This window comes from Caulobacter sp. 1776, from assembly GCF_040545685.1.
Classification (GTDB): Bacteria; Pseudomonadota; Alphaproteobacteria; order Caulobacterales; family Caulobacteraceae; genus Caulobacter.
On record NZ_JBEPMI010000001.1, the window covers coordinates 1 to 19,037 of the forward strand.

Annotated in this window: 12 protein-coding genes; 8 read left to right on the forward strand and 4 right to left on the reverse strand. The window is 68.5% G+C overall.

Features of this window, described 5'->3' with window-relative positions:
- Positions 1-125: hypothetical protein (locus ABIC66_RS00005; protein ID WP_354068335.1), on the reverse strand; the 125-nt coding region annotated here is incomplete at its 3' end.
- A 394-nt stretch (positions 126-519) separates the two neighbouring features.
- Between ABIC66_RS00005 and ABIC66_RS00010 the strand changes: the two genes are divergently transcribed.
- Positions 520-1,308 (forward strand): FadR/GntR family transcriptional regulator, encoded by a 789-nt coding sequence (locus tag ABIC66_RS00010; RefSeq protein WP_354067175.1) that lies wholly within the window; start codon positions 520-522, stop codon positions 1,306-1,308.
- Between the two features lie 11 nt (positions 1,309-1,319).
- On the opposite strand, the gene ABIC66_RS00015 is transcribed toward ABIC66_RS00010, so the two are convergent.
- Complete coding sequence (locus ABIC66_RS00015; protein ID WP_354067176.1) at positions 1,320-2,420, reverse strand: alpha/beta hydrolase; 1,101 nt, start codon at positions 2,418-2,420, stop codon at positions 1,320-1,322.
- 207 nt (positions 2,421-2,627) lie between these two features.
- On the opposite strand from ABIC66_RS00015, the gene ABIC66_RS00020 reads away from it, so the two are divergent.
- Positions 2,628-4,700 carry an alpha-L-arabinofuranosidase family protein gene (locus tag ABIC66_RS00020; RefSeq protein WP_354067177.1) on the forward strand — a complete coding sequence of 691 codons (2,073 nt, stop codon included), beginning with the start codon at positions 2,628-2,630 and terminating at the stop codon, positions 4,698-4,700.
- A gap of 38 nt (positions 4,701-4,738) precedes the next feature.
- Here the strand turns inward: ABIC66_RS00020 and ABIC66_RS00025 are convergent, their stop codons facing one another.
- A complete protein-coding gene (locus tag ABIC66_RS00025; protein WP_354067178.1) occupies positions 4,739-5,746 on the reverse strand; it encodes a cupin-like domain-containing protein in 1,008 nt (335 codons plus the stop codon).
- Positions 5,743-6,429: a SapC family protein gene (locus tag ABIC66_RS00030; protein WP_354067179.1), complete on the reverse strand. Its 687-nt coding sequence runs from the start codon at positions 6,427-6,429 to the stop codon at positions 5,743-5,745. Before ABIC66_RS00030 ends, ABIC66_RS00025 begins: the two co-directional genes overlap by 4 nt.
- A gap of 374 nt (positions 6,430-6,803) precedes the next feature.
- On the opposite strand from ABIC66_RS00030, the gene ABIC66_RS00035 reads away from it, so the two are divergent.
- The 6 genes from ABIC66_RS00035 (at position 6,804) to ABIC66_RS00060 (ending at position 18,899) form a co-directional block, all read left to right on the forward strand.
- The gene (locus ABIC66_RS00035; RefSeq protein ID WP_354067180.1) at positions 6,804-9,689 is read left to right on the forward strand and encodes a TonB-dependent receptor; all 2,886 of its coding nucleotides are present in this window, start codon (positions 6,804-6,806) and stop codon (positions 9,687-9,689) included.
- Between the two features lie 68 nt (positions 9,690-9,757).
- On the forward strand, positions 9,758-11,302 hold the full coding sequence (locus ABIC66_RS00040; protein ID WP_354067181.1) for a tryptophan halogenase family protein: 1,545 nt from the start codon (positions 9,758-9,760) through the stop codon (positions 11,300-11,302).
- Between the two features lie 26 nt (positions 11,303-11,328).
- Positions 11,329-13,404 (forward strand): right-handed parallel beta-helix repeat-containing protein, encoded by a 2,076-nt coding sequence (locus tag ABIC66_RS00045; RefSeq protein ID WP_354067182.1) that lies wholly within the window; start codon positions 11,329-11,331, stop codon positions 13,402-13,404.
- A 42-nt stretch (positions 13,405-13,446) separates the two neighbouring features.
- Positions 13,447-16,113: a glycoside hydrolase family 3 C-terminal domain-containing protein gene (locus ABIC66_RS00050; RefSeq protein ID WP_354067184.1), complete on the forward strand. Its 2,667-nt coding sequence runs from the start codon at positions 13,447-13,449 to the stop codon at positions 16,111-16,113.
- Positions 16,114-16,154: 41 nt separating this feature from the next.
- Entirely contained in the window at positions 16,155-17,114 is a 960-nt protein-coding gene (locus ABIC66_RS00055; RefSeq protein ID WP_354067185.1) for an alpha/beta hydrolase, read from the forward strand.
- 792 nt (positions 17,115-17,906) lie between these two features.
- Entirely contained in the window at positions 17,907-18,899 is a 993-nt protein-coding gene (locus ABIC66_RS00060) for a LacI family DNA-binding transcriptional regulator (RefSeq protein WP_354068336.1), read from the forward strand.
- Positions 18,900-19,037: the final 138 nt, after the last annotated feature.

Sequence of the window (19,037 nt, forward strand, 5' to 3'; positions counted from 1 at the left end):
TCCTCCAGCGACAGCCCGAAGTTCAGATAGCGCTCCAGATAAAGCGCCGTCATGTCGATGTTGTCCGGATTGTCGAACCAGGCGCGCGAACGAAGCCTGACAGCGCTGTCTGCGGACGAAACCATGGAAACCCTGTGAGCGCGATACGATGAGGCGGAACACGGCGCGCCGGCGAGGCGCACCCTTCTTATTTTGTCTGACTATATTTGAGAATTCCGGGGGTCAAGCCGTCCTTTAGTCGATGTCGCGGCAAGATGGTGGATAGTCCTGACGCCTTTTGACTCCGATCCATCCTCGTCGGCAGCGCGATCGCGCGGCGACACGTCGCCAGAGCCAAGTCGCGAGGCGCGACAAGACCTGAAAGTCGTTTTCGCGATATCTTGGAGACGCATTTCCCGATGCCCTATCCGGGTATTGAGCGCGATTTTTCGAATATAATATTATTGGTATGAAACGAAAAAGCTCGACTCGCCCGCGCCTCGATCATTAATATTTTGTCAGAGTAAAATAGAGACCGCGATGCCGTCGTTCGCTTCCTTGCGGCCCGCCCAAGTCAATCCTCTGGGGCAACGCGCCCCACATCGGTTGGCCTATGAGCTTCTGACCCGCATCAAGGGAGGCGTCTTCCGACAAGGCGACTGGCTGCCGACCGAGCAGGCGCTCCTGGCCGAGTTTCCGGTCAGCCGAACGGTGCTGCGCGAAGCCATGATCGTCCTGGAATGCCTGGGCCTGATCGAGTCGCACCACGGCGTGGGCAGCCGGGTGATCGGCGGTCGCCCCCGGAGCGACGCGAACGCGCCATCCGCCTTCGACCTCACGACGCTGCTGGAAGCCTGCCAGTCCTTCGAGGTCGAGGCCGCCGGCCTGGCCGCGAGCCTGGACGAAGAGGGCGCGCCCTCGACCCCGCTCGCGGGCCTGAGCCTCTCCGGCCCGCTGACCGTCGAAACCTGTCGCCTCTTCCACGTTTCGTTGGCCCAGGCGACGGGCAACGCGGCCATCCAGGCTTCGATCGAGCATCTCTGGAACCTCGCCGCGGCGCGCCCCGCCCTTCGCGACCCGTTTAACGGCGCGCTGGCCCGCGCGGGGCGCGCGATGCGGACCCTGCAGGCGAACGTGGTCCAGGCGCTGGCCCGGCGCTCGCCCGTGGCGACCCGCGAGGCCGTCCGCGCCCTGTTCGACGGCTACCTGGCCGCCGCCCTGGAATTCGAACATGAGGACCGTCTCACGCGGTTGCATCTGGAAGGCGCGGAGCGTCGCCGGCGCTGGAACCGCCGGACGGCCGATCGCTCACGCCTGGACGAGGCCTAGCCGAGGCGCCCCTACTGCCCCTTCAGGTTCTGGCTGAAGAACGGCAGGACGTGATCCTGCAGCCGGAACGGCACGCCGCTGGTGTGGTCGCCCGGATAGATCTCGAAGCTGTTGCGGATGCCGTAGCGATCCAGCGCCGCGTGCAGCTTGCCCGCGTCCTCCTTCAGGCCGTCGCGGTCGCCGACGTCGATGGCGATCGCCTTGTACCGGCTCAGCGCCGATACGTACTGATCGACGAAGGCCAGCGGCGCGTTGGCGGCCCACTTGGCCAGCACGTCGGGCCGCGCCACGCCGTTCTCGACCGGCAGGTCCAGGAACAGCGGCGGCTTGGTGGGATTGGGCGACCAGGCCGCGGCGGTCGCCAGCTGCGCGCGCAGCCCCCAGGGCAGCTTCTTGGTGTCCTCCAAGGTCTTGACCTGGGCCAGGGCCTCGGCGGCTTCGGCGTTCGAGGGCCCCGCGTCGCGCGGCGACAGGCAGCAGGGGCTCATCATGTAGAGCGCGCCGAACACGTCCGCGTGGCGCATGCCGATCCGGCTGGCCCCGTAGCCGCCCATCGAGTGGCCCACCAGCCCCCGGCTCTCTCGCACGGGCAAGGTGCGATAGTGCTTGTCGATATAGGCGACCAGATCCTTGGCGATGAAGGTCTCGAAGTCGCCCGTGGTGCGCGAGCTCGAATACATCGAGCCGTTGTGGATGGTCTTGCTGTCCGGCAGCACGACGATCATCTCCTGCGCGCCCTTGGCGAAGGCCCCCTCGATCGTCTGGGGAACGTGGATCTCGCCGATCCACTGTTCGGCCCCGATGAAATAGCCGTGCAGGGCGTAGACCACCGGATACCGTCGCTTGGGATTGGCGGCATAGCTGGGCGGCAGCACCACGAAGACGTCCCGGTCGGCGCTTTCGCCCTCCAGATTGCCTTCCACGGCAGTCGAATGGACCTTGATCCTCTGGACCACGGCCGGCTTGGCGCCCGCGACGGGCGGCGGCGCCGGGGTCTTCACCTGGGCGACGGCCACGGCCGGCGCGGCGGCGACGAGCGCCACGGCCGTCAGGGCGCCGGCGAAGCTCCGGAAGGCGCGCGCGCCTAGGCTGTTCGTGTGTCTGATGGTCATCGTCTTCTCCCCTGCCGCGCGTTGAGGCTCTTGCATCGCGCGATCTGTTAGCGCTACCATTTGTCCGGCAAATACTCCGCGTGTCAATCGCGCTCGCGAGCCTGATCGGCGTTTCCGACGCCAATCGGGCGAGACGACCGGCGGCGCCGGACGCGCAACTGCACGCGCGCCTAACGACAAAAACACAGAGTAATAGGGAGGCTTAAAATGCGACATGGATTGATGCTGGCCGCTTGTATCGGTCTGGCTATGCCCGCCTCGGCGGCCCTGGCGGCGACGCCGGTCAAGGTGACGATCGACGGCGCCAGCCGCGCCGCGCCGGTGACGAAATACGAATACGGCATGTTCATCGAGCCCATTGGCGGGCTGGTGGCCCGGACCCTGTGGGCCGAGATGCTGGACGACCGGAAGTTCTACTATCCCGTCGTGGCGCCGGCGTTCGACAAGCCCGCGCCCCTAAACGCCGAAGGTCGCCCGGGCGTCAGCTATCGCAAATGGCGTCCGGTCGGCGGCGACGACGCGGTGACGATGGACGCCAAGGCGCCCTATGTCGGCGAACAGAGCCCCCGGATCGCGGTCGACGCCTCGGTCCGCAAGGGCCTCTCGCAGGCGGGCGTCGCCCTGGCCAAGGGCAAGCGCTACGACGGCTACGTGGTCTTGGCCGGCGATCCCGGCGCGCGCGTCGAGGCGGCGCTGGTCTGGGGTCCCGGCCCCGACGACCGGCAAGCCGTCGCCCTGCCCGCGCCCGGCGCCGACTGGCGCAAGGCCGAGATCAGCTTCACCGCTCCGGTCGACGCGGCCGACGCGCGGCTGGAAATCACCGGCTTGGGCTCGGGATCGTTCCGCGTCGGCGTCGTCTCGCTGATGCCTTCCGACAATATCCGCGGCTGGCGCGCCGACACCACCGCGATCGCGCGATCGCTCAACTCGGGCATGTGGCGCCTGCCCGGCGGCAACTTCCTGTCGGACTGGGATTGGCACAGCGCCATCGGCCCGCGCGACAAGCGCCCGCCGATGTTCGACTACGCCTGGAGCGCGATGCAGCCCGACGACATCGGCATGGACGAGTGGATGGATCTGACCAAGATCCTCGGCGTCGATCCGTATGTCACGGTCAATGCGGGTCTCGGCGACGCCAATTCGGCCGCCGAGGAGGTGGAATATCTGAACGGCCCGGCGACCAGCGTCTGGGGCTCGCGGCGCGCCGCCAACGGCCATCCCGAGCCCTATGGCGTCAAGTTCTGGAACATCGGCAACGAGCCCTATGGCTGGTGGCAGATCGGCAAGACGTCGCTCGACTATTTCATGATCAAGCACAATGCCTTCGCCAAGGCCATGCGGGCGGTCGACCCGTCGATCACCCTGATCGGTTCGGGCGCCATGCCCGACCAGGGCCACCCCAAGGGGACCAAGGAGAACGCCTCGCTGGAAAGCGTCGCGCCCAAGTTCGGCGGCGAATGGGACTGGACTGGCGGGCTGCTGGCCAAGTCGTGGGGCAATTTCGACGGCATTTCCGAGCACTGGTACGACCAGCCGGAAACGCGGCCGAACGCCCCGGCCGACGCCGAGCTGATGGAATACGCCCGCTCGCCGTCCAACCAGGTCAAGATGAAGGCCGAACAGTGGAAGATCTACCAGCAGCGCTTCCCGGCGATGAAGGACAAGGCGATCTTCCTGTCGATCGACGAGTACGCCTATTTCGGACAGGTGAACCTGAAGTCGGCCCTGGCCTACGCCATGGTGCTGCAGGAAATGCTGCGCCACACCGACTTCCTGACCATGAGCGCCTTCACCACGGGGGCCTCGACCATGGACATCACCCCGACCGACGCGGTGCTGAACTCGACCGGTCAGGTGTTCAAGCTCTATGGCGAGCATTTCGGGGCCGGCGTCACGCCGGTGGCCGTGCAGGGCGACTCGCCCCAGCCCGAGCCCCAATATCCGGTCGGCTTCAACCATCCCAAGGTGCGCGCCGGCAGCCCGACCTATCCGCTCGACGTCATCGCGGGCCTGAGCCCGGATGGCAAGTCGCTGCGGATCGGGGTGGTCAATCCGACGCTCACCCCGCAGACCGTCAAGCTTGACCTGAAGGCCCTGACGCCGAAGAGCGCCGGTCGCAAGTGGGTGCTGAGCGGCGCGTCGTTGAAGGCCGAGAACAAGGTCGGCGCCCCGGCCGGGGTCACGATCACGCAAGGCCTCGCGCCGCGCCCCGGCGCGGGCCTGGTCGTCTCGCCGATCTCGGCGACGGTGTTCGAGTTCCCGCTCGCCGCCGCGAAATAGAGGCGCTGGACGCCGGCTCCGCGAGGGGCCGGCGTTCCTCAGCCCCCGCGCAGCATCTTCATGGCGATCGCGCGGATGCGGCCGTAGTTGCCGTCGGCCAGCGGCCCCAGCAGGCCATGACGCTCGGCCGGCATGTGGGCCAGCGGATGGCCGCCCGGACGGAAGACGTAGTGGTCGAAGAAGGCGCGCCAGGCCTCGCGCTCGGCCGCGGGCCGTTCGGCGATCGCGATCATCGCCAGCATCATGGTCACATAGGGCGCGTCCGGCCCGGCGGCGAAGGCGTCCCACCAGTAGTTGACCAGCAGGTTGGCCGGATCCAGGGCTTCGACCTGATGCCACCAGAGCTTGGGCAGATAGAGCGCGTCGCCGGGTTCCAGCTCGACGACGATCGCCCGGTCGGCGGCGGCGGCGAAGCGCGGGTAGCGCGGATCGTCGGGCGCGGCGCCCGCGGCCAGGCTGATCGGCTGGCCCGCCAGCGTGTGATCGATCGGTCCGACATAGAGGTCGCCGATGGCGTCGGGCGGATACAGCGTGAACCTTCGGCGGCCGGCGACCACGCAGGCCAGGTTGTCGAAGCTGTCGTAGTGGCAGGCGATGCGGCTGGCGTTGCCCACCCACAGGCGCGGTCGCGCCAGGGGCGGCAGGATGTCGATCGGATTTTCGTCCGCGAACCGGGGCGCGAAGTCGTCGGCCGGCAGCGAGCCCATATAGACGCTCGGCAGGCTCGGATCGGCGGCGGCCTGCCCGATGCGGTCCAGGACCTGGGCCAGGGTCAGGGAGGCGCGCTCGAAATTGAAGCCGTCCGGCCCGTCGCCATAGTCGTAGCGGCCCGCGATCGCCGGCGCGCCGACGAAGGCCTGCCCCGCGCGCCCGGCGTCCAGCCTGGCCAGGTAGTCCGACAGCGCCGCCCAGCCGCCCGCGCCGGCCTCGACGACCGGCCACCGCCGGCACAGACCGCGCAACACGACCGGCTTGCAGGGCCCGCTCACCGTCGCGGCGAAGCCGGCCGGATCGTCGATCCGCAAGCCTGACGGCGCGTCGATCACGCGGCGATCTTGTCGTTGCGCAGCTTCGCCAGGCGGGAGACCTGCTTGAGCGAGCCGCTCATGGCGTAGATCAGCTGCAGATAGCCCCGGCGGAAGAAGTCCAGGGCGACCGCGTCCTCCAGCGCGCCCAGCGCATCGAGACTGACCGTGTAGAGGCCGGCCAGGTTCAGCGTCCGGCCGTCGTCGAAGGACAGGTCGACATCGACCTGCTCGACGAGTCGCGCCTCGACCAGGGCCTGGATGAAGGCGTCGGTGGCCGGGACGCCGGCGCCCAGCTGCGCCAGGGCGTGCTGGACGCGGCGAAGCGGCTGGCTGGGCTGGCCGTCCGAGTCGAACAGCGCCGCGCCCTGCGCCGAGGCGAACCTGGGATGGGCCGGATCCACGGCGATGGCGTTGTCGTCCGCGACGTAGAAGCCGGCGCGTTCCAGGTCCAGCGGCGTGAACATCTGGCGACTGGCCTCGTCGCCTCGCAGCAGGTTCTCGCCCGGCTCGAACCCGAACATGGCGCCGGCATAGAACCGCCCGGTCTCGGCGTTCTTGGTTAGGAAGATCGGACAGACCGCCGCCGCGGCGACGAACTCGCTCGCCACAACCTGGACGAAGTGCGGCCCGCTGCGCGGCGGTTCGCCGAGTCGCAGGCCGCCGTGCCGCGCGGCGCTCAACAGTTCCAAATCCATCGCCATCGTTTCCTCCCCAAGGCGTCGGCGGATCGCATGGCCTGCGCTTTTGGACAGATCGATAGCCTTGATCCACCCATCCGTCCAACGCCAGCATAATTACACCGACAAATAGATATTGATACCGGTACCTTTTGGCGTTAGCGTCGGCCAATAATAATAAAAATGCGCAGGGAGGAACATGATGGGCCGACAACGCAACGGCGACTGCACACCCCTCTTTGCCCTTTAAACTCGCGACGTTACGGCGTTCGCGCGTGAAACCGGCCGTTCGTGTCGGGCTATTGGCAAACCCATGGCAACCCAGAGGGGGAGTGAAAATGTCCACTATAAATTATCAGAGTAATCGAAGCGGGTTTCGACCTACTTCCAAGGCGGTTTTGATCGGGGCCTCGAGCCTCCTGGCGTTGACGCTGGGCGGCGCCGCCACCGCCGCCGAACGCGACGACGCGGCGATCGCGACGGCCGCGGTCCTGGCCGCGCCGATGGCCGAACAGGCCGCGCCCCAGTCGAGCGACAGCAGCGTCGTCGAGGAAGTCGTCGTCACGGGCCTGCGGGGCTCGTTGCAGCGCAATCTCGACATCAAGCGCAACGCGGCCGGCGTCGTCGACGCGATCTCGGCCGAGGACATCGGCAAGTTCCCCGACTCCAACGTCGCCGCGTCGCTGCAGCGCCTGCCGGGCGTCTCGATCCAGCGCTCCGGCGCCCGGGGCGAGCCCCAGGGGATCACGGTCCGCGGCTTCGCCGGCGACTTCAACGAGACCCTCTATGACGGCCGCCGGATCTCGACGGCCACGGGCGGACGCTCGGTCGACTTCAGCACCGTCGGCGCCGATTTCGTCGGCGGCCTGTCCGTGCTCAAGACGCCCGACGTCACCCTGTCGAGCAGCTCGATCGGGGCGACCGTCAACGTCGCCTTCCCCAAGCCGTTCGACCATCCGGGCCGTCGCATGGCGCTCAGCGCCTCGGGCTCGGTGCAGGACGACGCCGGCAAGTTCGTGCCGACCGTCGGCGCGCTGTTCAGCGACACCTTCGCCGACAACAAGTTCGGGGTGCTGGTCGACGCGATGTATACGCGTCACGACACCCAGACCAACCGCGTCTATGTCAGCGGCTGGCCGGGCGGCTATTACAGGCCCTGCCAGCTGACGGCGTCCTGCTCGCCCGCCCAGCTGACCGAGGGCAAGACGGTTCTCGGCTGGTTCGAGCAACAGGCCGGCGCCACCCAGATCTACACCAAGGACGAACGACTGGACGGCCGCATCGCCCTGCAATGGGCGCCGGTCGATGGGGTGACGGTCACCCTGGACGACAACTATTCGCGCCAGAACGTCCGGTCGGACAACTTCGGCTACGGCATCTGGTTCAACCAGGACGGCCTGCGGAACGTCAAGCTTGACCAGAACGGCACGACCGTCGACTTCACTCAGGCCGGCTCGCAGACCGACTTCACGGCCGGCACCGATCGTTCGATCCTGCGGACCAACCAGACGGGCCTGAACGTCCAGTGGGACGCGTCGGACAATCTGAAGTTCGAGGCCGACGGCAGCTATGCGAAGAGCTGGCTGAACCCGGGCGGCGAGATCAGCAGCGACGGCGCCGACGTCGGCTACGGCTTCGGCATCGGTCCTTCGCTGGGCATCAGCATCACCGGCGACAGCAAGAACACCCTGCCCGTGCTGCACAGCTACGGCCCGAACGGCGACGCCGCGCGCTGGGCCGACACCTCGGTGATGGGCTCGCACGTCACCGTGCGTCAGGCCCAGCAGAACACCGACGTCGTCAAGCAACTGCGGTTCGCCGGGTCGTGGGAGCAGGAAGGCTTCAAGATCAAGGCTGGCGGCAGCTATCTGGAAGACCACTACAAGTTCCAGCAGCGCAACACCTTCGTGAACAACTACTGGCAGGCCTATCCCGGCTACGGCCCCGCCTCGGGTCCCAACGGCGGCGTGGTGGTCCCGGCCAGCCTGTTCACCGAGAAGGTCAGCACCAAGAACTTCATCCCGGGCTTCGACGGCGCCCTGCCGCCGTACCTGCTGAAGTATGACGCCCACGCCTATCAGCAGTTCCTGACCAGCCTGGGCAATCCCCAGACCAAGAACATCCCGGGCTTCAACTACGGCGGCGGCACGGTCGGCACCCAGTTCACCGGGGCGTTCGACCTGGCGCTGGACAACGGCAGCATCCGCGACATCACCGAAAAGACCTGGGCGCTGTTCGTCCGCGCCAATTTCGACGTCGACGTGGCCGGCATGCCGTTCCACTTCAACGCCGGGGTTCGCGAGGAGAACACCCACGTCACCTCGGCCGGCTTCGGCCAGGTGCCGACCGCGATCACCCGCAGCACCGGTGACCCCACCCTGCTGACGGTGACGCTGAGCCCGCCGCAGGCGGTGTCGACCAAGAGCAACTATTCCTACCTGCTCCCCAGCGTCGACATGAAGCTGGAGCTGACCGAGAGCATCCACCTGCGTCTGGACGCCTCGCGCACCCTGACCCGGCCCAGCCTGAACCTGCTGACGCCGGTGGCCAGCGTGGGCACCGGCCAGCGCGTCGGCGCCCTGACGGCCAGCGGCGGCAGCCCTTCGCTGAAGCCGTACCTGGCCGACAACTTCGACGCGGCGGTGGAGTGGTACTACAAGCCGAACTCGTACGCGGCGGTGAACTTCTTCATCAAGGACGTCAGCAACTTCATCGTCGGCGGCACCCAGCGGCAGACGATCAACGGCGTGATCGATCCGACGACGAACCAGCCGGCGATCTTCAGCGTCACCCAGCAGGTGAACGGCCCCGAGGCGACCGTCCGCGGCGTCGAACTGGCCTGGCAGCACGTGTTCGGCGACAGCGGCTTCGGCTTCAACGCCAACGCCACCCTGGTCAGCACCAACAAGCCCTACGATCGCAAGGACATCTCCCAGAGCGGCTTCGCGATCACCGGCCTGGCCGACTCCGCCAACCTCGTGGCCTTCTATGACAAGAACGGTCTCGAAGCGCGGGTCGCGGTCAACTACCGCAAGGAGTATCTGCGCGGCTTCGGCCAGAACCAGAACACCGGCGCCTTCGGGTCCGAGCCGACGTTCGAAAATCCGAACCTGCAGATCGACTTCAGCACGAGCTATGCTCTGACCAAGCAGATCAATCTGTTCTTCGAAGCGCTGAACCTCACCAACGAGGTCCAGAGCACGCACGGGCGGTTCGACAACCAGCTGCTCGACGTGTTCGCCTATGGCCGCCGCTATACGGCCGGGGCGCGTTTCCGCTTCTAGTAACCTCCTACCCCTGGCCGGGGACTCGCCTTCCCGACGTCCCCGGCCGCCTTTTTCGAAGTTTGATCATGGTCCGCCCCGTCAAGAACATCGTCATCGTCGGCGGCGGCACGGCCGGCTGGCTGACCGCCGGCCTGATCGCGGCCAAGCACAAGGCCCGCCAGGCGACGGGCTTCACCGTCACCCTTGTGGAGTCGCCCAACACCCCGATCATCGGCGTCGGCGAAGGCACCTGGCCGACGCTGCGCACCAGCTTGGCCAAGATCGGCGTCTCGGAGACCGATTTCTTCCGGGAGTGCGACGCGGCGTTCAAGCAGGGCGCCAAGTTCGCGCGCTGGACGACCGGCGCCGACGACGACGCCTACTATCACCCCCTGATGCTGCCCCAGGGCTTCTCGCAGGTGAACCTGGCGCCGCACTGGCTGGCCGCCGGCGGCGACCTCAGCTTCTGCGACGCGGTGACCCCGCAGGGCCGGATCTGCGACGACGGGCTGGCCCCCAAGACCATCACCGCCGCGCCGTATCAGGGCGCGGCCAACTACGCCTACCATCTCGACGCCGGCAAGTTCGCGCCGTTCCTGCAACGCCACTGCTGCGAGAAGCTGGGCGTGCGCCATGTCCTGGCCGACGTGCGCGGCGTGGCCATGGCCGAGGATGGCGACATTCGCGCGGTCGTGACCGCGCAGCACGGCGAGATCGAAGGCGACCTGTTCGTGGACTGCACGGGCTTTCGCGCCCTGCTGCTGGGCGACGCCCTGGGCGTTCCGTTCCGCGACTGCGGCGACGTCCTGTTCTGCGACACGGCCCTGGCCATCCAGGTTCCCTACGAAAGCGAGAATAGCCCGATCGCCAGCCACACCATCTCCACGGCCCAGTCGGCCGGGTGGATCTGGGACATCGGCCTGCCCACCCGCCGAGGCACGGGGCACGTCTATTCCAGCGCCCACATCAGCGACGAGGACGCCGAGCGCGAGCTGCGCGCCTATATCGGCCCGGCCGCCCGCGACCTCACGGCGCGCAAGATCCCGATCCGCTCGGGGCATCGCGAGACGTTCTGGAAGCGCAACTGCGTCGCGGTGGGCCTGGCCGCCGGCTTCCTGGAACCGCTCGAGGCCTCGGCCATCGTGCTGATCGAGCTTTCGGCCAAGCTGATCTCCGAGCAGATGCCGGCCTGCCGCGAGGTGATGGACGTCATCGCCGCGCGCTTCAATGCGACCACCCACTATCGCTGGGGCCGCATCATCGACTTCCTCAAGCTGCACTACGTGCTCAGCCAGCGGTCCGACACCGCCTTCTGGCGCGACAACCGCGCGCGCGAGACCATCCCCGATCGGCTGGCCGACCTGCTGCTGCTGTGGCGCCATCAGGCGCCTTGGCTGCATGACGAGTTCGACCGCGCCGACGAGGTCTTCCCGGCGGCCAGCTACCAGTACGTGCTCTACGGCATGGGCTTTCGCACCGAGGTCGAGGTCGAGGCCCTGGCCGACGAGCGGGCGATCGCCGAGCGGGCCTTGCGCGAAAGCGCCATCCAGACCGAGCGGCTGCGCGCCGGCCTGCCGCGTCACCGCGACCTGATCCGCAAGATCGTCGAGCACGGCCTGCAGCCCGTATGAGGGCGACGTCCGCAAGCTGGACACGGATGGCCCGCGCCGCGGCGCTGTGCCTAGTCGGCGCTGGTCCGGTCGCGGCCCAGTCGCTGCCCAGCGTCACGATTCCCAAGGTCGCCGAGAGCGAACGCCCCAATTCCGAGCACGCCTTCGCCGCCGTGGAGATCCACGAGCGGCCGGCGCCCGTCCCGATCGTCTTCGAGGTCTCGCCGCGCGGATCCGACGCCGGCGACGGATCCTCGGCCCGGCCGTTCGCGACGCTCCAGCGCGCGCAAGCGGCCGTGCGTTCTGTCAACGCGGCGCACGCGGTGACGGTGCGGCTGGCCGACGGCGTCTATCGCCTCGACGCGCCCCTGCGCTTCACCCAGGCCGATGGCGGCCAGAACGGCTTCGTCGTGCGCTGGGAGGCGGCCAAGGGCGCGCGGCCGATCCTGTCGGGCGGGACCCGGGTCGAGGGCTGGCGCCGCGCGGACGCCCGCCGCGACATCTGGGTGGCCGACATTCCGCGCGGCGCCGATCCTCGCCAGCTGTGGGTCGACGACCGCCTGGCCCATCGCGCCGCGGTCGAGGCGCCCCGACGCGCGTTCGCCTTTCGCGACTGGGGGATCCAGATCCAGGATCCGGCCTGGCGCTTCCTGGCCGACCTGCCCGACCAGACGCGGCTGGAGGTCGAGAACACCGGATTCTTCACCGACCGCCGCGCCCGCGTGGAAAGCATCCGCGGCGACCGCATCGTGCTGGCCCAGCCCGGCTGGCGGAACAACCTGATCGGCTACGACACCTTCGCCCGGCCGGTCTCGGGCGAGCGGGCCCATTTCTTCATCGCCAACGCCCTGGCCTTCATCCAGGATGAGGGCGACTGGTGGGCCGATCCGGCGCGCGGCAAGCTCTACTACAAGCCGCGGGCCGGCGCGCCCTTGAGCGCCAGCCAGGTGATCATGCCGAGGCTCGAGGCCCTGGTGTCAATCGCCGGCGCGCCCGGACAGCCGATCCAGGATCTGCAATTTTCCGGCATCGGCTTCCAGCATACCGGCTGGCTGGGCCCATCCAGCGCCGAAGGCTACGCCAGCCAGCAGAGCGGCTCGTTCCTGTCCGGCGAGGTCCAGAACTACCCGGCCGATCCGATCCGCGACTGCAGCTGGGGCTGCTGGGCGTTCGAGGCGCGGCGAAACCACTGGCGTCAGCAGCCGGCCGCGGTGCAGGTGGCCGCGGCCACGCGCGTCGTCTTCGAGAACGCCGAGTTCGCCCATCTGGGGCAGATCGCGCTCGGCGTCGGCAATGACGTCAGCGCCAATCTCAGCGGCGCGGGCCTGGAAACCCGTTCGGTCGAGGTGATCGGCAGCCGGTTCGTCGATCTGGCCGGCGGCGCGATCATGGTCGGCGGCGTCACGCCGGACGCTCATCATCCTTCGCGGCCCGAACAGGCCGTCCGCGACATCGTCATCCGCGACAACACCATCACCAAGGTGTCCCAGGTCTATCGCGAGCAGGCGGCCATCCTGGTCACCTATGCCAGCGCCAGCCTGATCCTGCGCAACGACGTCTCCGAGACGCCCTATGACGGGATCGACGTCGGCTGGGGCTGGGGCCTCAACGATCCGGGCGGCAACACCGCCTACATGTCGCTGGCGCGCGGCTACTACGACCAGCCCGGCAACCGCGTCTACGACACCCCCACCACCCTTCGCGACACGGTGGTGTTCCGCAATCGGGTGCACGGCGTCAAACGCTGGTTCCCCGACGGCGGCGCGATCTATCACCTGTCCGCCGACCCCGGCGCCCTGATCGCCGAGAACCACGTCTACGACGTGCCCGGCGGCATCGGCGTCTATCTCGACGAGGGCTCGCGCTACGTCACCGTCCGCGACAACGTGTTCGACGGCCTGGGGCTGTGGGTCAATCTGAACGCTCTCGACGGGTCGTTTCTCCGCCGCAGCGCGCTCGACAACGTCGCGCGGGGCAATTGGCATAACGCGGGCAAGGCCAACGGTACGTGGTCCGACTACGGCGACAACCGCCTCGTCGACAATGTGGCGGTCGAGGGCCAAGCCTGGCCCGAAGGCGCGCGCGGCGTGATCGCGCGCGCCGGACCGTCCCCGCCTCGTTAGCGTCTTCCGATACGAAACCGTCAGTTCCAGAGGTTGCGACCCATGTTCAGGACAAATTGGCGCCGATGCGCCCTGGCGACCGCGCTCTGCGCCGCGCTGGCCATGCCCGCCGTCGCCGCGCCGCCCAGCATGGCGGATCACGACAAGGCCGAGCGCCAGGCCGAGGATCTGGTCGGCAAGCTGACGCTGGACGAGAAGCTCGAGCAGCTGCTCAACACGGCGCCGGCCATCCCCCGGCTGGGCGTCCCCGCCTACAACTGGTGGACCGAGTCGCTGCACGGCGCCCTGGGCGCGCTGCCGACCACCAACTATCCCGAGCCGGTGGGCCTGGCCGCCACCTTCGATCCCGCCCTGGTCCATGACGTCGCCGGCGCGATCGGGACGGAGGTGCGCGACCTGCACACCCTGGCGCGCGCGACCGGCCGGATGGGGCGGATCGGCACGGGGCTCGACACCTGGTCGCCCAACATCAACATCTTCCGCGATCCGCGCTGGGGCCGCGGGCAGGAGACCTACGGCGAGGATCCCTATCTGACGGCGCGGATGGGCGTGGCGTTCGTCCAGGGCATGCAGGGCGACGATCCCGACCGCCCGCGCGTCATCGCCACCCCCAAGCACTACGCCGTGCACAGCGGACCGGAATCGACCCGTCACAGCGCCAATGTCTTCGTCTCGCGCCACGACCTGGAAGACACCTACCTCCCCGCCTTCCGCGCCGCGATCGTCGAGGGCAAGGCCGGCTCGATCATGTGCGCCTACAACCGCATCGACGGGCAGCCGGCCTGCGCCAGCGACCTGCTCCTGAAGGAGCATCTGCGCGGCGCCTGGAAGTTCGACGGCTACGTCGTCTCGGACTGCGACGCGGTCAAGGACATCGCCGACCACCACAAATACGCGCCCGACGCCGCCGCCGCCGTGGCCGCGGCGCTGCGGGCCGGCGTCGACAACGAGTGCAACGGCGCCACCCTGACCGACACCGACGGCCTGGCCGGCCGCTACCGCCAGGCCCTGGATCGCGGCCTGATCACGACCGGCGAGATCGACACCGCGCTGGTGCGCCTGTTCTCGGCCCGTATCCGCAACGGCGACCTGCCGGCCGACGCGCGGCCGACGGCCCCGACGGCGGTGATCACGCCCGAGCACGAGGCGCTGGCCCTGACCGCCAGCGAGAAGAGCCTCGTCCTGCTGAAGAACGACGGCGTCCTGCCGCTGAAGCCGGGCTTGCGGATCGCGGTGATCGGCCCGCTGGGCGACGCCACCCGCGTGCTGCGCGGCAACTATTCCTCGGCCCTCTCGGCGCCGCCGATCTCGGTGGTCGACGGCCTGCGGCGCGCCCTGCCCGCCGCCCAGGTCGCCTACGCGCCGTTCGGGGCCTCGTTCACCGACGGCGACCGCGTGCCCACCTCGGCCCTGCGCGCGCCCGACGGCAAGGCCGGGCTGCTGGCCCGCTATTTCAACCCGGTGGAGACCCCGCCGACCCGCTTCGCGCCGGGGACCTTCGGGGCGATCGTTTCCAAAATGGCCTATGCCGACAAGCCCGTGGTGACGCGGGTCGAGGCGGACGTCGCGGCCCGCAGCCTGGACCTGGCCAATGTCTCCGACCACCACCGCGTGGTCTGGACGGGCTTCCTGGTCCCGCCCGAGACGGGAACCTACCGTCTGGGCCTGTCCGGCTTCAACGGCGAGATGAAGTTCGACGGCAAGCCGTTCGCCGACCTGCGCAAGGCGGGCTGGGCCAGCCTACCGACCATGAAGACGCTGCGGCTCGAGAAGGGCCATCGGTATCCGATCGAGGTGGCGTCGGAGTCGCACGCCCTGTCCGGCATCAGCCTGGTCTGGAAGCGCATCGCCGCCGACCCGACGGCCGAGCTGAAGGCCGCGGCGGCCAAGGCCGACGTCCTGGTCGCCGTCGTCGGCCTGACCTCCGACCTGGAAGCCGAAGAGTCCCCCGTCGAGATCCCGGGCTTCAAGGGCGGCGACAAGACCACGCTGGACCTGCCCGCCGACCAACAGGCCCTGCTCGAGCAGGCCAAGGCCCTGGGCAAGCCGCTGGTCGTCGTGGCCATGAACGGCAGCCCGATGAACTTCTCCTGGGCCAAGGACAACGCCTCGGCGCTCTTGGAGGCCTGGTATCCGGGACAGGCCGGCGGCCTGGCGATCGCCAATGTGCTGACCGGCAAGACCAATCCGGCCGGGCGCCTGCCCCTGACCTTCTATCGGTCGACGGACGATCTGCCGTCCTTCGACGACTATTCGATGAAGGGCCGCACCTATCGCTATTTCGAGGGCAAGCCCGTCTATCCGTTCGGCTTCGGCCTCAGCTACACGCGGTTCGACTACAGCCCCCTGAAGCTGGAGCCGGCGGCCCGGGGCGCGGGCCAGGGCCTGCGCGTGACCACCACCATCCGCAACACCGGCGCCAAGCCCGGCGAGGAGGTCGCGCAGCTCTATCTGGACTTCCCCGACACGCCCGGCGCGCCCCGCCTGGCCCTGCGCGGCTTCCAGCGGATCGCGCTGAAGCCCGGAGAGTCCCGCGCGGTCACCTTCTCGCTCTCGCCGCGCGACCTCAGCTCCGTCGATCTGGACGGGGCGCGGCGCGTGAGCGCCGGGCGCTACCAGGTCAGCGTCGGTTCGGGCCAGCCCGGGACCGGCGTTCCAAGCCAGTCGGCGGACTTCGCGGTCGACGAGGTCGTCGCCGTGGCCAAGTAGACGACGCAACAGCCACAACAAGAAAACAAGGGAGAGGCACTATGAATATCAATGGCTTAGAGAAACCCAAACCACCCGCGATCTCGGTCCTGGCCCGGCTGGCCGGGATCGGCCTGGCGCTGGCCCTGGCGACCAGCGCCCAGGCGCGGGACGACAAGAAGACGCCGATCGCGATCCCCGCGCAGCCGAATGCCATCACCTTGAACACCGGCCCCCTGCCGGGCGCGACGACGCCGGAGTCCTGGCACAGCCAGTACGGAAGCGTCTTCGCCCGCAACGTCACGGTCGCGACCCTGACCCCGTTCCTGCCGGACCCGGCCAAGGCGACCGGCGCGGCGGTGATCGTCGCCCCGGGCGGCGGGTTCCGCACCCTGTCGATGGAAAACGAAGGCTGGGACGTGGCGAAGGCGCTCGCCGACAAGGGCGTGGCCGCCTTCGTGCTGAAGTACCGGCTGCACCAGACGCCGGCCGACATGGCGGCCTTCGATCGCTCGATGGGCGAGATGTTCGCGGCCGCCGCGCGGCAGCCACGGCCTGATGTGAAGACCTCCATCGCGGGCCTTGGACCGCAGCTCGCCGACTCGCGCGCCGCCTTCGCCCTGGTCCGCCAGCGCGCGGGCGAGTGGCATGTCGATCCCGATCGCATCGGCATGGTCGGCTTCTCGGCCGGCGCCATGCTCACCTTGGCCACGACCCTGGCCGGCGAGGACGCCAAGCCCGCCTTCATCGGTCTGATCTACGGCCCGCTGTCGCCCCTGGCCGTGCCGGCCGACGCGCCCCCGGCGTTCGTGGCGATCGCCGCCGACGATCCGCTGTTCGCCAATGGCGGCTTCGGGCTGGTCGACAGCTGGCGGGCGGCCAAGCGGCCGGTCGAGTTCCACCTCTATGAGCAAGGCGGGCACGGGTTCGGCATGTACCCCAAGACCACGACCAGCACCGGCTGGTTTGACGCCTATGCGCGCTGGCTGGGCATGCATGGGATGCTGAAACCCAAGTCCTAAGCCTGTCCGCCATTCAATGTTGGCCATCCTTTAAATCCGCTCATCCCTGCGAAAGCGGGGACCCAAGCCAAGTCGGCTGATCATGGTTCGATCGCGCCAATCCCCGAGAGTCGGCTTGGGTCCCCGCTTTCGCGGGGATGAGCGTTGTTGGGGTTGAACGTTGACGCCTTAGCCCGTCCGCGCGGCGCGGGTCCGACCGCGCGATCTCGCTTCAGCGGTCTCTTCAAAAAAGAGGCGCCCGGACCCAGGGCCGGCCTCAAAGCCGCGCCTGGATCCGGGCGAGGTCGCCCAGGGGGAGGTGGGCGGGCGACCATCACACCAAGGCGCGCCTTCGGATGAAGACATCCGCAGAACAGATCCAACGGACGACCACGTCGCAGGCGCTATGGTTGCGTTAACATTGGCAAAGTGGTCCCATTTTGTCCAACGAATAGAGTGTTCTCGGTCATTAAAATCTGTCCATTTCAGACATGGCCAGTGCTCGCATGTCACCGCTGAACAATCGCCGCCCGTGCTCAAGGCCAACCGGCGTCTTACCCGCCGAGCCTATTGGAGCCAAAACTGGCCAAGGACGGCGCGGTAGCGTGAACAATGGGCTTGGACGCAACGCACGCTCCGACTAAAGATCGATTCCGCCCGGCAAGGATGCGTTGACGCCATCCCGTCGGACGCCGAGGTCTGGGACAGTGAAATCGCCGATTGCGTCCTGGCGCGGCCGGTCAGCTAGCAGCGCCGGAAAAGGCGACGGGGGACGGTTTGGCGAGAAGGTCAGAAGACGGTCGCGGCCCGACGATCGTCGATGTCGCGGTCAAGGCTGGCGTTTCGCCGATGACCGTCTCACGCGTGATCAATGGTCGCCCCGGCGTCGGCCCCGACACCCGCGCCACGGTCGACGCCGCGATCCAGGCCCTCGGCTACACCCCCAATGTCGCCGCCCGCAGCCTGGTGACCTCGATCGAGCTGAAGATCGGGGTGATCTACTCCAATCCCAGCGCCGCCTTCATGAGCGACTTCCTGACCGGCGTGTTCGAGGAAGCCTCGACGCGCGGCGCGCGGCTGATCCTGTTGAAGGGCGACGAAAACGGCCGCCCGCCCAGCCCCGCGGCGCTGAAAGGCCTGATCGAGTCGGGCGTGCGCGGCGCGATCCTGGCGCCGCCGCTGGGCGAAGCCCCCGCCGTGCTCCAAGCCCTGCGCAAGGCGCGCCTGCCGCTGGCCGCGGTCGGCGCCTACGATGTCGAGGGCGCGATCTGCGTGCGGATCGACGATCGCCGGGCCGCCTACGAGATGACCCGTGACCTGATCGCCCTCGGCCACCGGCGCCTGGGCTTCATCCTCGGCAATCCGGACCAGGCGGCCAGCGCCGAGCGCCTGACGGGGTTCTATGCGGCCGTGCGCGAGGCCGTCGACGTCGTGACGACGATCGCGCAAGGCGACTTCAGCTTCACCTCGGGCCTGGCCGCCGCCGAACAGTTGCTGGACGCGCCAACCCCACCGACGGCGATCTTCGCCAGCAATGACGACATGGCCGCCGCGGTCGTGTCGGTCGCTCACCGGCGCCATCTCGACGTGCCGGGCGAGCTGACCGTGGTCGGCTTCGACGACACCTCGCCGGCGGTCACGGTCTGGCCGCCGCTGACCACCGTCCACCAGCCCGTTCGCCGGCTGGCCGCCGAGGCCCTGGGCCTGCTGGCCGCGCAGATCGCCAGCGGCGAGCCGCTGGGCGACCGGTCCGACCGCGTGCTGGACCACGAGATCGTCACGCGCCTTTCGACCGCCCGCGCCTAGGGACAATCGACATCAACTCCAAACACCGCTCATCCCCGCGAAAGCGGGGACCCAAGCCGAGTCGGACGATCAATCCTGAACGGCGCGAAAAGCCGAAAGTCCGCTTGGGTCCCCGCTTTCGCGGGGATGAGCGAATTT